General features: G+C 54.1%; 14 protein-coding genes. All 14 read right to left on the reverse strand.

Annotated features, from left to right (window positions below):
* Positions 1-44: 44 nt before the first annotated feature.
* On the reverse strand, positions 45-500 hold the full coding sequence (gene dut / locus NI000_RS01185; RefSeq protein WP_253406947.1) for a dUTP diphosphatase: 456 nt from the start codon (positions 498-500) through the stop codon (positions 45-47).
* The gene (locus NI000_RS01190) at positions 493-1,743 is read right to left on the reverse strand and encodes a M16 family metallopeptidase (RefSeq protein ID WP_253406949.1); all 1,251 of its coding nucleotides are present in this window, start codon (positions 1,741-1,743) and stop codon (positions 493-495) included. Before NI000_RS01190 ends, dut begins: the two co-directional genes overlap by 8 nt.
* 70 nt (positions 1,744-1,813) lie before the next feature.
* Positions 1,814-2,854: a polysaccharide deacetylase family protein gene (locus NI000_RS01195; RefSeq protein ID WP_253406951.1), complete on the reverse strand. Its 1,041-nt coding sequence runs from the start codon at positions 2,852-2,854 to the stop codon at positions 1,814-1,816.
* A gap of 169 nt (positions 2,855-3,023) precedes the next feature.
* Entirely contained in the window at positions 3,024-5,126 is a 2,103-nt protein-coding gene (pnp, locus tag NI000_RS01200) for a polyribonucleotide nucleotidyltransferase (RefSeq protein ID WP_253406953.1), read from the reverse strand.
* 388 nt (positions 5,127-5,514) lie between these two features.
* Positions 5,515-5,784, reverse strand: coding sequence for a 30S ribosomal protein S15 (rpsO, locus tag NI000_RS01205; RefSeq protein ID WP_010491237.1), 270 nt, complete (start codon positions 5,782-5,784; stop codon positions 5,515-5,517).
* Positions 5,785-5,956: 172 nt separating this feature from the next.
* Positions 5,957-6,916 (reverse strand): bifunctional riboflavin kinase/FAD synthetase, encoded by a 960-nt coding sequence (locus tag NI000_RS01210; protein ID WP_253406955.1) that lies wholly within the window; start codon positions 6,914-6,916, stop codon positions 5,957-5,959.
* Positions 6,917-6,963: 47 nt separating this feature from the next.
* Complete coding sequence (gene truB / locus NI000_RS01215) at positions 6,964-7,905, reverse strand: tRNA pseudouridine(55) synthase TruB (RefSeq protein ID WP_253406963.1); 942 nt, start codon at positions 7,903-7,905, stop codon at positions 6,964-6,966.
* Entirely contained in the window at positions 7,902-8,888 is a 987-nt protein-coding gene (locus NI000_RS01220) for a DHH family phosphoesterase (protein ID WP_253406965.1), read from the reverse strand. Before NI000_RS01220 ends, truB begins: the two co-directional genes overlap by 4 nt.
* The gene (gene rbfA / locus NI000_RS01225) at positions 8,885-9,241 is read right to left on the reverse strand and encodes a 30S ribosome-binding factor RbfA (RefSeq protein WP_036676353.1); all 357 of its coding nucleotides are present in this window, start codon (positions 9,239-9,241) and stop codon (positions 8,885-8,887) included. The genes NI000_RS01220 and rbfA overlap by 4 nt, the downstream gene beginning before the upstream one ends.
* 6 nt (positions 9,242-9,247) lie before the next feature.
* Positions 9,248-12,118 (reverse strand): translation initiation factor IF-2, encoded by a 2,871-nt coding sequence (gene infB / locus NI000_RS01230; protein WP_253406966.1) that lies wholly within the window; start codon positions 12,116-12,118, stop codon positions 9,248-9,250.
* Positions 12,096-12,443 (reverse strand): YlxQ family RNA-binding protein, encoded by a 348-nt coding sequence (locus tag NI000_RS01235; protein ID WP_025850713.1) that lies wholly within the window; start codon positions 12,441-12,443, stop codon positions 12,096-12,098. Before NI000_RS01235 ends, infB begins: the two co-directional genes overlap by 23 nt.
* A complete protein-coding gene (rnpM, locus tag NI000_RS01240; protein ID WP_010491249.1) occupies positions 12,430-12,744 on the reverse strand; it encodes an RNase P modulator RnpM in 315 nt (104 codons plus the stop codon). The genes NI000_RS01235 and rnpM overlap by 14 nt, the downstream gene beginning before the upstream one ends.
* Before the next feature lie 45 nt (positions 12,745-12,789).
* Positions 12,790-13,887 carry a transcription termination factor NusA gene (gene nusA / locus NI000_RS01245; protein WP_054975410.1) on the reverse strand — a complete coding sequence of 366 codons (1,098 nt, stop codon included), beginning with the start codon at positions 13,885-13,887 and terminating at the stop codon, positions 12,790-12,792.
* Between the two features lie 59 nt (positions 13,888-13,946).
* Complete coding sequence (gene rimP, locus NI000_RS01250) at positions 13,947-14,405, reverse strand: ribosome maturation factor RimP (RefSeq protein WP_054975411.1); 459 nt, start codon at positions 14,403-14,405, stop codon at positions 13,947-13,949.
* Between the last annotated feature and the right edge of the window lie 330 nt (positions 14,406-14,735).

Consider the following 14,735-nt stretch of genomic DNA (forward strand, 5'->3'; position numbering starts at 1 on the left):
CGAATTGCCGGCCTGACGAAAAGCGCTTTGATCGTCCGTCTTCCTTATTTTGTTCCCGTATGCCCGAAGCCACCCGCTCCGCGTTCCGTCTCGTCCAGTTCGCTTACCTCGGTCAGCGTAATAAGCGGCACCGTCTGGAACACCATTTGCGCGATGCGCTCGTTACGGTTGATGGTGAATGTTTCTTTGCCATGATTGATCAGCAGCACCTTGACTTCGCCGCGGTAATCGGCATCGATCGTGCCCGGCGTGTTCAAGGATGTGATCCCGTGTTTAAAAGCAAGCCCGCTTCGCGGACGGATCTGGGCTTCCAGCCCTGCCGGCATGGCAAGCGCAAATCCGGTCGGAATGAGCGCCCGTTCGCCCGGCCCGAGATCGACCGGCTCGCTTACGGCCGCATACAGGTCGAAGCCGCTGGCCAGCTCGGACATTTTTTGCGGCAGCGCGATATCTTCATTCCCCGGCAGCCGTTTAATTAACACTTCGATTCGTTCAGACAAGCTGATCCCTCCTAAATCCGGCGATGGCATCATTCGTCTGCCCGACCATAGCCAATGCAAACGGAACGGACAGCATCTCCGCCGTCAGCGCTTGAACTTGCTCCATCTCCACGCTTTCGATACGCTGTATCATTTCATCCAGATTGTAATGCCTGCCCAGCATCAACTCGTTTTTCCCGATCCGGTTCATCCGGCTGCTGGTGCTCTCCAGGCTTAAAATCAAGCTGCCCTTCATCTGTTCCTTGCCCTTCTTCAGCTCGGTCGGGGTCAATCCCTTCTCCTTGATGTCGGCCAGCAGCTCAAGTGTCACCTTAAGCACTTCTTCGGTCTGCTTAGGCGCCGTACCGGTATAGACGGTAAACAGCCCCCCGTCCTGGTAGGAAGAATGATAGGAATATACCGAGTAGGCCAGCCCGCGTTTCTCGCGGATTTCCTGGAATAACCGGGAGCTCATGCCGCCGCCGATCGCATTGTTCAGCAGGATCATCGCATACAGCCGGTCATCCTTCGCAGCCAGCCCCGGCAGCGATAAGCAAATATGGTTTTGCTCGGTTTTCTTCTGATGGTACTCGGAATCGCTCCGGAACGCCAAAGGCTCAAGCGAGGCCTGCGAGCCCGCATTCGCAAAGCTGCCGAAATGCTTCTCGATCAAGCCGACGACATCGTCGTTTATGTTGCCGGCGATGCTGATGACCGTATTGGCAATCGTATACTGCGACTTCATATACTCCTTGAGCGTATCGGAGGTCATCGCCGCCAGATTGCTTTGCGTGCCGATGATGGTACGTCCGAGCGAATGCCCGCCGAAAGCGGCCCGGGCAATCAGATCATGCACCATATCGTCTGGGGTATCTTCATACATCGCGATTTCTTCATAAATAACATTTTTTTCTTTTTCCAATTCCATCTCATCGAAGACCGAACCGAAAAACATATCGGAGAGCACTTCCACCGCGAGCGGCAGATGCTCGTCCAGCACCTTGCAATAATAGCACGTGTACTCCTTGGAAGTGAAGGCGTTCACGTTGCCTCCGATGCCGTCGAAAATTTCGGCGATATCTTTGGCGGTGTATTTGTCCGTGCCCTTAAAGAGCATATGCTCGATAAAATGCGAAATGCCGTTGTTCATCTCGTTTTCGCTGCGCGATCCGGTTTTGACCCAGATGCCGAAAGCAACGGAGCGGCACGTCGGAATTTTCTCGATGACGAGCCGCAGTCCGTTGGTTAATGTGTATTTGTCCAAACGCTTTAAGCCTCCTCGGTACGGCGAAGTCTTGATTCCCCTGCACAGGTATAACATTCTGATATTACCATTATTGTCCGGCGGACTCAACCTTCGGAACGCGCGCGGGCGAGATTACCTCGCTGACGGTGCCCAAAGACAGCCCTTTGGCCCGGATGGCGCGTATCATGCCCAGCAGCGCGGCGCTGCTCGAAGACGTAGGATGCATCAGGATCAGCGAGCCGGGCTCGATCCGTGTAGCGACTTTATGCACGATGGAAGACGGCTCCGGCTTTTTCCAATCTACCGTATCGATCGTCCACAAAATGGTGCGCAGGTTCATCTCATGCGCGACGTCTACAGTCATTTGATTGTAATCGCCCGAGGGCGGCGCGAACAGACGGTTCTGCACGCCCAATTCCTGCTTCAGCATCGTCTCGGTCTTGCTGATCTCGGCAGCGGTTTGCGTCCGGCTGAGCTTGCTCATGTCCCGGTGAGAGTAGGCATGATTGGAGACTTCGTGTCCTTCCTCCATAATTTTGCGGGCAGTCGGAATATTTTTTTTCAGCCACATCCCGTCGAAAAAAAAGGTCGCATGCACCTGCTCCTTACGGAGAACGTCCAGCATTCGCGGCAAATACTCGTCGCCCCACGCCACGTTGATCATGAGCGCTGCCATCGGCTTCGCCGGGTTGCCCTTGTAGATCGGATTCGGTCCGAGCTGATCCAGATTGACTTGAGGCGGCACTTCGCGGAACACGAGCTGCAGCGTTGCAGGAAACGACTGCCGCTCCGCCAGCTCCAGCGACTTCTCGACATCGACCTCAAGCCCGTTGTATCCCGGTATCGCTTTCCATACGCGGTCGATCTTGGCGTTCACCGGCGGGATATTGCGCTTCGCCGCCTCGGCCTTGATTCTCTCAAGCACTCTGGCCCGCCGTTCTCCCCCATCGTCACTCCATGCCCTAAGCGACAGCAGAGAAGACAGCGTCCGTACATCGTTTGCAGCCCGTTCATGACTGTTCTTCTCTCTGGCATGCTGTACGAATCGGTCGACCGCCGGAGAGAACTGCAAGCCGAGCAGCAGAGCTCCAAAGCATAATGACGCAGCTAACCATCGTTTGCGTTTCATGCCCATTCTCCTGTCCACACCTGTTTGTCCCCATCTTATGCCCCGCAGGACAGGTTTAGACCAACGTAGAGAGAGCGCCGCGGCTGAAATCTGGATTTTCGGGCAAACAAAAAAGAGACAGACTGCTCTGGCTCTTTCTGCATGCTCGCTTGAAAAGTCAAGCGTTAAATTAGGTTTGGGCTGGCACTTGTGCCGTTAATACCGCTTTACGCGACAAATTGACGCGGCCTTGGTTGTCGATCTCCGTTACTTTCACGGTAATCGTATCGCCGATCTTGACGACATCTTCCACCTTGCCTACCCGCTCGGTCGACAGTTGGGAAATGTGCACCAAGCCTTCTTTGCCCGGTAAAATTTCGACGAAGGCGCCGAACTTTTCGATCCGCTTCACGGTGCCGAGGTACGTTTCCCCAACGATCACCTCGCGGACGATGCCTTCGATGATTTGACGCGCTTTTTCGTTCATCTCGCTGTTGGACGAAGCGATGAAGACGCGGCCATCCTGCTCGATGTCGATTTTTACGCCGGTTTCTTCGATGATCTTGTTGATGATTTTGCCGCCTGCTCCGATGACATCGCGGATCTTGTCCGGGTTGATCTGCATCGTGACGATTTTCGGCGCATAAGGCGACAGGTCCGATTTCGGCTGCGAAATGCGATCCAGCATTTTGTTCAAAATGTGCATGCGGCCTTTTTTCGCCTGCTCCAACGCGTCCGTCAAAATGGCCCGGTCGATGCCGTCGATTTTGATATCCATCTGCAGAGCGGTAACCCCTTTGGCGGTACCTGCCACTTTAAAGTCCATGTCGCCAAGGTGGTCTTCCATCCCCTGGATGTCCGTCAAGATCGAGTAATGCTCCCCGTCTTTGATCAGACCCATAGCTACGCCCGCTACCGGAGCTTTGATCGGAACGCCTGCATCCATCATCGCCAGCGTGCTCGCGCAAATGCTCGCCTGCGAAGTCGAGCCGTTCGATTCCAGCACCTCGGAAACCAGACGGATCGTATACGGGAAATCGGCTTCGGAAGGAATAACCGGCTCCAGCGCACGTTCGCCGAGCGCCCCGTGTCCGATTTCGCGCCGTCCCGGCGCACGCAGCGGTCGGGCTTCGCCTACGCTGAACGGCGGGAAATTGTAATGATGCATAAATCGCTTCGATTCTTCCAGGTCGAGACCGTCGAGAATTTGCACGTCGCCAAGCGCTCCGAGCGTACATACGCTGAGTGCCTGCGTTTGGCCGCGGGTAAACAAGCCGGAGCCGTGCGTACGCGGCAGCAGGTTGATGTCGCATTCGATCGGTCTGATTTCATCGAGCCCGCGTCCGTCCGGACGAACTTTATCATGCGTAATCAAGCGGCGCACTTCTTCTTTCACGATATCGTACAGCGTTTCTTTGACGTCGGCCATTTTCTCCGGCGTTTCGGCGTAGACCGCGGCAAAATGCTCTTTCGCTTCGTTATTGATCGCGTCGATCGCATCTTGTCTTGCATGCTTCTCCGGAATTTTGACCGCTTCCACCAGACGGGCTTGAGCGAACTCGCGAACCGCTTGGTTTACGTCGCTATCGACGCTGTGAAGCTTAACTTCCATTTTCGGCTTGCCGACTTCCTGCACGAATTGGTCCTGTACGGCAACGATTTTGCGGATTTCGTCATGACCGAACATGATCGCTTCCAGCATCACTTCCTCCGGCACTTCTTCCGCACCGGCTTCAACCATCATGATAGCATCCTTCGTGCCTGCCACGACGAGGTGGATATCGCTTTTTTCCGACTGCTCGAGGGTCGGGTTAATGACGAACTGCCCGTCCACCCGTCCAACAATGACGCCGCCCACCGGACCGTTAAACGGCACGTCAGAAATGCTGAGCGCTGCGGAGGTTCCGATCATGGCCGCAATTTCCGGCGCGCATTCCTGATCCACACTCATGACGATCGCAACGATCTGCACGTCATTTCGGAAGCCTTCCGGAAACAACGGACGAATCGGACGGTCCGTCAACCGGCTGGACAAAATCGCTTTCTCACTAGGGCGTCCTTCCCTTTTAATAAAGCCTCCGGGGATTTTACCTACCGAATAAAGACGCTCCTCGTAGTTCACGGTTAGAGGGAAAAAATCCAAATCTTTCGGCTCGGCGGAAGCCGTTACCGTACAAAGTACGACGGTTTCGCCGTAGCGCGCAACGACAGCCCCGTTCGCCTGCTTCGCCAGACGTCCGGTTTCCAGAATCAACGGACGTCCGCCGAGATCCATCTGCACTTGTTTCTCCATATTCAACCTCCTCAATTTTCATTCAAAGCTTTTGAAATTTCATACCCGGATTTCATTATGTACAATTAATCGCTCGAAGCCGGGATCCCCGCACTACCGCCATTGCTTGGCGACCAATCGGGCAGACTTGCCGCCGGATCGCCAAAACGCCGGTCTTCCTTAACCATTCTGCATATTAGTCAGTATTTCCTTCTTTTTATGAAAATAGTAACCCAAAAGAAGTGCGGCCTCCTGCAATGTGCGACAACGATCAGCCCTACTCGAACAAGCTGCCAAACAAGGCTATCCCGATATTTTAAAAAAGCAACCCCGCAGCCCGTGCATCCGTACGCCAGGCGTTCCGGCGTGCACAAAGGACAAACGTGGTTGCTTTAGTTGTAAGGCTGAATTAACGGCGCAGACCGAGTTTTTCGATCAAAGCGCTGTAACGTTTGACGTCTTTGTTTTTCAAGTACGTCAGAAGCTTACGGCGTTGGCCGACCATTTTGAGCAGACCGCGACGAGAATGATGATCTTTCTTGTGCGTCTTCAAGTGGCTGGTCAGGTTTACGATGTTTTCCGTAAGAATTGCAACTTGTACTTCTGGAGATCCAGTGTCGCTTTCATGCGTTTTGTGCGTTTGGATCAGTTCCTGCTTGCGTTCTTGTGTCAATGCCATGATTGAGTCACCTCCGAAAATAATAAGTATATCCCCTGTGGCCCAGAGACCGATGGAGTACTCGATTCTCCATGCCAAGGTTCATGCGATGTCCTGTATTCCTCATGCGATGCATGTTGAATCGACAACGTTTCATAGTATACCATAGTTTGTTTATAAAAGTAAAATAAAATTACGAGTTTTGAATCGTTTTTCGAGCCGCAAGAATCGAACGCGCTTGATCCGCATCTTGACCGATCTGGGAAATCAGCTCTTGAACCGAAGCGAATCTCCGTTCTTCGCGAATAAACGCCAGCAGTTCCACCTGTACGTTCTCTCCGTAGATCGTTTCGTGAAAATCGAACAAATGCGCCTCCAGCGCAGGCTGCGTCAGGCCGGTGACGAAGGTAGGCTTCACCCCGACATTCATGACTCCGCCTACTTTGCAGCCCCCGACAGTGACCTGTACGGCATAGACGCCATTGGCCGGAATAACGTAAGGCTGGCTCACCTCAAGATTCGCGGTCGGGAAACCGATGGTACGGCCCCGCCCATCTCCGTGCACGACCGTCCCTTCCAGCCGGTAAGGCCGGGCAAGCAGCGCATTCGCTTCAGCAATATCGCCGCGAAGCAAGCATTCGCGAATCAACGTGCTGCTGACTTTCTCGCCGTTCCTGTGAAACGGACGAATCACCTCGACCGCAAATCTCCCCTTGGCCAAATCGCACAGCGTATCCGGCGTCCCTGCGCCCTTGTAGCCGAAGGTGAAGTCAAATCCGACGAAAACCGTACGGACCTTCATCGGCACAAGCATGTGCTCGACAAACTGTTCGGGCGTTACGCGCATAAACGATTCGCTGAAATTCACGACATAGGTCGCATCGACCTGAAGCTGCCGCAGCAATTCCTGCTTGGCCGCGAGCGGCGAAAGCAGCTTGGTGTATTTGTCCATCCCAAGCACTTGTCTGGGATGCGGATGAAACGTCATGATGGCAGCCGGCAGTTGAAGCTCGGCCCCGCGCTCGACCGCCCTCCGAATCACTTCCCGGTGACCGAGGTGAACGCCGTCGAAATCCCCGATCGCCAGCACCTTGGCGGAGTCGTCCGGACGGCCGTCCTGCGGCAGCGGATACGATAGCTGTACCGTTTCCATGATGTATCCTTCACCTACATTTCTTTGGTGCGTTTGACCGCTCAAGCTCAAGAAAATATTTTAACCGGCAGCAGCAATCCCAGCTCCGAATCCCATTCAAAAAGCCCGACTAACGCGCCCGTTTCTTCCGTGAAGCAGGCGACCGCCCGCTCGCCGTTGGACGAAAAGGCGTTTAATGCATCCTTCTGCCCCTCACTGACGCGAATTTTCTGACCCTGCAGCGCCTTCTGTGCTTGAACGGAAGAAAGCCGGACGGCCGGCAAATGGGCAACCGCCTGCTCCATCGGAATCAACCGCCCGGCAAGCTCTCCGTTTTTGTGAAGAGCTTCGATCTGTTCAAGCGTCAGGCATCGTTCCGGCCCGATATGTCCGGTCGAGGTTCGCACCAGCTCCGCCATAACGGCTGGAACGCCGAGAGCTTGTCCAATATCTGCACACAGCGTACGAATATACGTTCCCTTGGAGCAGTTAACGCGAAACTTGACTTGCGGATAATCTCCCGACCAGTCCGTCTCCAGCACATCGATGCCGTAAATGGTAACCGTCCGGGACTTCCGCTCCACTTGAACGCCCTGCCGCGCCAGCTCATACAATCGTTTGCCATCTACCTTGACGGCAGAATACATCGGCGGCACCTGTTCGATGTCGCCGATAAAGCGTAAGACCGCCGCAGTCACTTGTTCCGGCGTCAACCGTTCTCCAAGGCGCTCCACCTGCTCCAGCACTTCCCCCGACAAGTCCTCCGTATCGGTAGCAAGTCCCAAAAGCAGAGTCGCTTCGTACGCTTTCGGCAGCTCCTGGATGTACTCGACAAGCCGGGTCGCCCTGCCGATGCAAAGCGGCAGGACTCCTGTCACTTGAGGATCAAGCGTTCCCGTATGGCCGATCCGCTTGATTCTAACGATGCGGCGCACTTTAGCCACCACATCGTGGGAAGTGAAGCCTTTCGGCTTCCATACGGGCAAAATGCCTTCCAATTCCGTTGTCATGCGAGCGCCATCCCTACTTCCCGAACGACTCGCTCAACCGCTTCGGACATCGAACCGCGAATCGTACAACCGGCTGCTTTGACATGCCCGCCGCCTCCGAATTTTTGCGCAAGTGCCGCGACATCAGCCAAGCCTCCGGAACGGAAGCTGACTTTAACGATTCCGGGCTCTTTTTCCTTAAACAGCATGCCGACTTCAACCCCTTCGACATTGCGGGCATAGTTGACGAGTCCGTCCATATCTTCGCTGGATGCATCGGTAGCCGACAAATCGTCCAAAGAGACGGACAGCCAGGCAACCTTGTTGTCATGGGCAAAGGACAACGTATTGAGACTTCGCTTCAGCAAGGATACCTGACCGAGCGTCATCGTTTCGAGCAGCCTTTCGGCAAGCTCGTGCCCCTTCACACCGCGCGCCAGCATATCTGCCGCGATCTGCATCACTTTCGGCGTCGTATTGGAATAACGGAAACCTCCCGTGTCCGTCAGTAAACCGGTATAAATACAATCGTTCAGCTCCGGCGTGAACTCCAGGTTTAGCTCCAGCGCCAGGTCGTACAGCACTTCCACGGTAGCCGCGGCATCGGAACGCACGAGATTGACGGTTCCGAAACCGTCATTGGTGGCATGATGATCGATGTTCAGCAGCTTCCGCTCCGGCTCGAAGCATTCGCTTACCGAGCCGATGCGTCCGAAATCCGCGCAATCGACCGAGATCACCGCCACAAACGTGCGTTCGGGCGGAGCTTTCTCATATTCGATGACCGAATAAGGCCCGGCCATATACATGAACTTTTCCGGGATCCGGCCTTCGTTGATCAGTGTGAAACGTTTGTTTAACGACTGAAGCATCCAAGCGACCGCAAACGTGGACCCGGCGGCATCACCGTCGGGTTGCACGTGAGATACGACCAGAAAATCATCCTGCTCGCGGATAAACCCGGCCGCCGCTTGAAGCTGAACGGCATATTCCGCTGCGGTCATGCTTCCGCATTCCCATCGTTAATTTGGTGAATGAGCGTTTCGATCTTGCTGCCGTAATCGATCGAGGCATCGAATTTAAACAGCAATTCCGGAATTTTGCGCATCCGAATTCGTTTGCCGAGCTCGGAACGGATAAAGCCGGTGCCGCGGGCGAGTGCCTTCAGCGTTTCTTCCTTCTGTTCGTCGCTGCCAAGCACGCTCAAGTATACTTTGGCCTGGGAAAAATCATTCGTCACATCGACGCCGGTCACGGTAATGAAACCGATGCGCGGGTCTTTCAGTTCGGATTGAATGATCTGGCTTAATTCCTTCTTGATTTGTTCCCCGACTCTGCCCACGCGAATTTTTGCCATAGCGGATCACCTCTCTACAGTTTCCATAACGAAGGCTTCAATCGTGTCTCCCTCTTTAAGATCATTAAAACGCTCCAAAGATATACCGCATTCGTAGCCTTGGGCCACTTCTTTCGCATCATCCTTGAATCGTTTCAGCGAGTCGATCTTGCCTTCGAATACGACGATTCCGCTGCGGACAATCCGTACTTCGGCGGAGCGGACGATTTTGCCGTCCGTCACCATGCAGCCCGCAATCGTGCCGACCTTGGACACTTTAAAGATGTTGCGGACTTCGGCATGCCCGATAACGACTTCTTTATATTCCGGATCGAGAAGCCCCTTCATCGCTTGCTCGATTTCTTCCATGACTTTGTAAATGATGCTGTGCAGACGAATATCGACTTTTTCCTGCTCGGCCGTGTTTTTCGCTTGCGGCTCCGGACGGACGTTAAAGCCGATGACGATCGCATTGGAAGCCGATGCCAGAATAACGTCGGACTCGGTGATAGCCCCTACGCCGCTATGCAAAATTTTAACGCGCGCGCCTTCGACGTCGATTTTTTCCAAGGAGCCTTTGAGCGCCTCGGCAGAACCTTGAACGTCCGCTTTAATGATGACGTTAAGATCCTTAACTTCGCCTTCTTTAATCTGTTTGTACAGATCGTCCAGCGTAACGCGGGCGTTTGCTCCCATCTCGGATTGACGCAGTGTGATGGCACGCTTCTCAGCGATATCTCTCGCTTTGCGCTCGTCCTCGAAGACCAGGAATGGATCGCCGGCTTGAGGCACTTCGGTCAAACCGGTAATTTCCACCGGCGTCGAAGGCCCGGCTTCTTTCAGCTTGCGTCCTTTGTCGTTCATCATGGCCCGCACACGTCCGAAGCAGACGCCTGCGACGAAGCTGTCGCCAACTTTAAGCGTTCCGTGTTGGATCAAGATGCGCGCCACCGGCCCTTTGCCTTTGTCCAGCTCGGCCTCGATGACCGTACCTCTAGCACGCTTGTTCGGATTGGCTTTAAGCTCCTGAACTTCGGCGACAAGCAAAATCATATCAAGCAGATTTTCCAGCCCGATCCCTTGCTTCGCGGAAATGTTGCAGAAAATCGTATCGCCGCCCCACTCTTCAGGAACAAGCTCGTATTCGGTCAACTCTTGCTTCACCCGGTCCGGGTTCGCATCCGGCTTATCGATTTTGTTCACCGCAACGATAATCGGCACTTTCGCCGCTTTGGCGTGACTGATCGCCTCTACCGTTTGCGGCATGACGCCGTCATCGGCAGCAACCACGATAATGGTGATATCCGTCACCTGTGCGCCGCGGGCACGCATGGACGTAAACGCTTCGTGACCCGGCGTATCAAGGAACGTAATCTTTTTGTTGTGAGTTTCTACCTGGTAAGCGCCGATATGCTGCGTGATACCGCCCGCTTCGCCTTCGGTTACGCTTGTCTTGCGGATTGCATCAAGCAGAGTCGTTTTTCCGTGGTCGACGTGACCCATGATGGTCACCACTGGAGGACGCTCCATGAGATCCGCTTCTTCGTCCTGTTCTTCGAATTGTTCGAATTTGTCTTCCTCGACCGGAATTTTCAGCTCGACTTCCACACCGTAATCGGATGCAAGCAGTTGGATCGCATCCAAATCAAGCTCCTGATTGATAGTTGCCATAACGCCAAGGAACAGAAGCTTCTTAATGACTTCGGAAGCATCCTTATGCAGCGCTTTGGCCATCTCGCCGACAGTCATCGTTCCACGCACGATAATTTTCTTCGGCGTATTATCGATTTTCGGTTTCGGAGGCTCCTGATTCCTGCCGCCCCGGCCTTGGGCTCTGCCGCGGTTTTGTTGGCCTCTTCCGCCGCCTCGGTTATCTTCAAAACGTTTATTATTATTATTCGGTTTCGATTTCTTCGCGCCTCTGTTGGCTGCCGAATCGTCTACATCCATACCGATAGTAGCTGCCGTCGGCTTCGGAGGAATGGACGCCTGGCGGTTGCCGCTGTTATTGCGCTGCTCGAAGCCGCCGCCTCTGCGTTGATCTGGGCGCTGGCCCTGTTGACCTCCGCCTTGACCTCCACGATTGCCACCGCCTTGGCCCTGACCTTGACCGCCGCGATAACCGCCGCCTTGGCCTCCTTGACCCTGGCCTTGACCGCCGCGATAGCCGCCGCCTTGGCCTCCTTGACCTTGGCCTTGACCGCCGCGATAACCGCCGCCTTGGCCTCCTTGACCTTGGCCTTGACCGCCGCGATAACCGCCGCCTTGGCCTCCTTGACCCTGGCCTTGACCGCCGCGATAACCGCCGCCTTGGCCTCCTTGACCCTGGCCTTGACCGCCGCGATAGCCGCCGCCTTGGCCTCCTTGACCCTGGCCTTGACCGCCGCGATAGCCGCCACCTTGGCCTCCTTGACCTTGACCTCCACGATTACCGCCGCCTTGGCCTCCTTGGCCGCCGCGATTACGATCATTTCCTTGGCGATCGCCCTGGCGGGACTGTCCTTGGCCTTGACGGCTTTCGCCACCTTGACCTTGCGGTCTGTTTTGTCCCTCACTGTTGTTTTGCTTAGGTGTAGCCGATTGTACTTGCGCCGTTTGCGGGCGCTGTTCCGGTTTCGGCTGTGCCGCTACGGTTTGTTGTTTGGATTCCGGACGATTGGACGGCTTATCCCCTGTTTTGGCTCCGCCTTCGCTCCGCTTTGCTGCTGCATTGGCTTTAACGTCTCTGAAAAATTTCTCTACACTCGACACCGCATCATTCTCCATTACGCTCATATGATTGTTGACCGGAATATCCAGTCTTTTTAAAATTGTGATGATCTCTTTACTGCTCATATTTAAAGATTTGGCATATTCGTACACTCTGAGTTTGTCTTTATTGTTGTCTTGTTTGGTCAATACCGTCCACCTCCGTACGATCTAACTGCTTCAACAACATCCGCGCAAATCCCGCATCGTTTACCCCAATGACGACTCGCGCTTCTTTACCGATACTGGCTCCAAGCTGATCCCGACGGCCGTACTGATGGATAGGAACTTGATAATAAATGCACTTATCGTTCACTTTCTTGAAGGTGCCTGCGGAAGCGTCCTCGGCCACGATCACAAGCTTCGTTTCGCCGCTTCGGACCGATTCGATCACCATATCTTCACCGGTAACCAGCTTTCCCGCCCGCATGGCGAGCCCCAGATTCGAGAAAAATTTGTCGCTATTCTTGTTCATCATCCACCGCGTCTTTTCCGGCAATAAATTCGTCTTCCACTTTAATAAAATCCTGCTCGAGAGCGTCGTAAATATCCGGACTGACCGACGATTTCAGTGCGCGATCCAGCGCACGCGATTTCTTGGCCAGCTTGAAGCAGGATAGTTTACCGCACAAATAGGCGCCGCGGCCGGCTTTTTTTCCCGTCAAATCGATGAGCAATTCATCATTCGGCGTTTTCACCACGCGGATTAGTTCTTTCTTAGGCATCATCTGCTGGCAGGCTACGCATTTACGCAGAGGTATTTTTCTTTGTTTCATCGGATCATCCCCCTCCCGCATGGCCGTCAGACCGATGTCTGCGAATTAATCGATACTGACGGAATCCTGGTGCATTTCTTCAGCATATGTCTTCGGTCGGCCGTATTCCTGCTCGGCTTGCGTCTCGCTCTTAATGTCGATTTTCCAGCCGGTCAGTTTGGCGGCCAGCCGCGCATTTTGCCCTTTAATGCCGATGGCAAGCGACAGCTGATAGTCCGGCACGATGACCCGGGCCATTTTCTCGGCTTCGAACACTTGCACCTCCAGCACCTTGGACGGGCTGAGCGCGTTGGCAACATATTCCTCCACACTTTCCATCCAACGGACGATATCGATTTTCTCGCCCTTCAGCTCGCCGACGATCGTTTGCACGCGCATGCCCTTCGGCCCGACGCAAGAACCGACCGGATCAACTTCCGGATTGCGGGAGTATACGGCGATCTTGGAACGGAAGCCGGCTTCGCGGGCGACGGAACGAATCTCGACGACCCCTTGGAAAATTTCCGGAACTTCCAGCTCGAATAACCGTTTCAGCAGCCCCGGGTGCGTACGGGACAAAATGATCTGCGGCCCCTTGGTCGTATTTTCGACCTTGGTGATATACGCTTTAATGCGGTCTCCGTGCTTGAATTTGTCGGTGGGCATCAGTTCGTTCAACGGCATGACCGCTTCGATTTTGCCCAAATCGATATACAGGTTGCGCGTGTCTTGACGCTGCACGATGCCGTTGACAATGTCTTCTTCTTTATCGACATAGGCATTGTAGATCAGCCCGCGCTCCGCTTCGCGGATCCGCTGCGTGACGACCTGTTTCGCCGTCTGAGCCGCGATACGGCCGAAATCACGAGGAGTAACCTCAATCTCGACGATGTCGTTCAGCTGATAGTTTTGGTTCATTTCTCTTGCAGCGAAGAGCGAAATCTCCATCCGCGGATCAAGCACGTCGTCGACAACCGTTTTGCGGGCGTATACTTTGATGAGACCCGTATGGCGGTTGATGTCCACGCGCACGTTTTGCGCGGTATTAAAATTGCGCTTATAGCTCGAAATCAGCGCTGCTTCAATCGCGTCGATCAGCACGTCTTTGGCGATGCCTTTCTCCTTTTCGATTTCGTTTAGCGCTTCGATAAAATCCATGTTCATTTGAATGGAGTTCCCCCTCTCATAAAATACGAGCCGCCCGACGCATTGGCAGATCGAGCCTAGAATTTGATGGCGAGTCTGGCGCCGGCCACTTTGTCACACGGGATTTCGTGCTTTTTCTTGCCGACCTCGACGACAACCGTTTGTTCGTCGTACGACACAAGCGTGCCTTCGAATTCCTTCAAACCGTTTACCGGCTCGTACGTCGTTACGAAGACATGCTCGCCAATGGCTTTACGATAGTCCTGAGGCTTCTTGAGCGGACGCTCCGCCCCGGGTGAAGACACTTCCAGGAAGTAAGCCGATTCGATAGGGTCCTTCTCGTCCAGCTTGGCGCTGAGGTATTCGCTGATGCGGCCGCAGTCATCGATATCGATGCCGCCTTCTTTATCCACATATACCCGCAAAAACCAGTTGCCGCCTTCTTTTACATATTCGATGTCGACCAGCTCAAATCCGTTTTCGTCCAAAAAGGGGCGAACCAGCTCTTCCACAGTGGATTTGATGTTTGTGCTCAAACGTGCGTTCCTCCTTAATCTGGTAAAAAGCGATTGAAAGTAGTTGGTTGGACGTTAAAAGGTAAATTCGTTAAAGCTTCGTTCAGTGCGCGCTGCCGGGAAATCGCGATTGGCTGATACTCAGACACGTTTTACCCCGAGCCTTCAATTTTGCCTGGTAGAGGTAAGGATCGGGGCAAAAAACTCACAATCCCATACCCCTAAAATCCAAAATCCGTTCAATCCAACGTCTTCACTCCACGTCCGGGCCAGCTTAAACGGCTGACCGCTTAGCGCACATTTGCGCCGAACCAACGCTTTACTCGCTTCGGGGCCTTATACAAAATGTAA

The organism is Paenibacillus tyrphae (assembly GCF_024158745.1).
GTDB classification, from domain to species: Bacteria; Bacillota; Bacilli; order Paenibacillales; family NBRC-103111; genus Paenibacillus_G; species Paenibacillus_G tyrfis_A.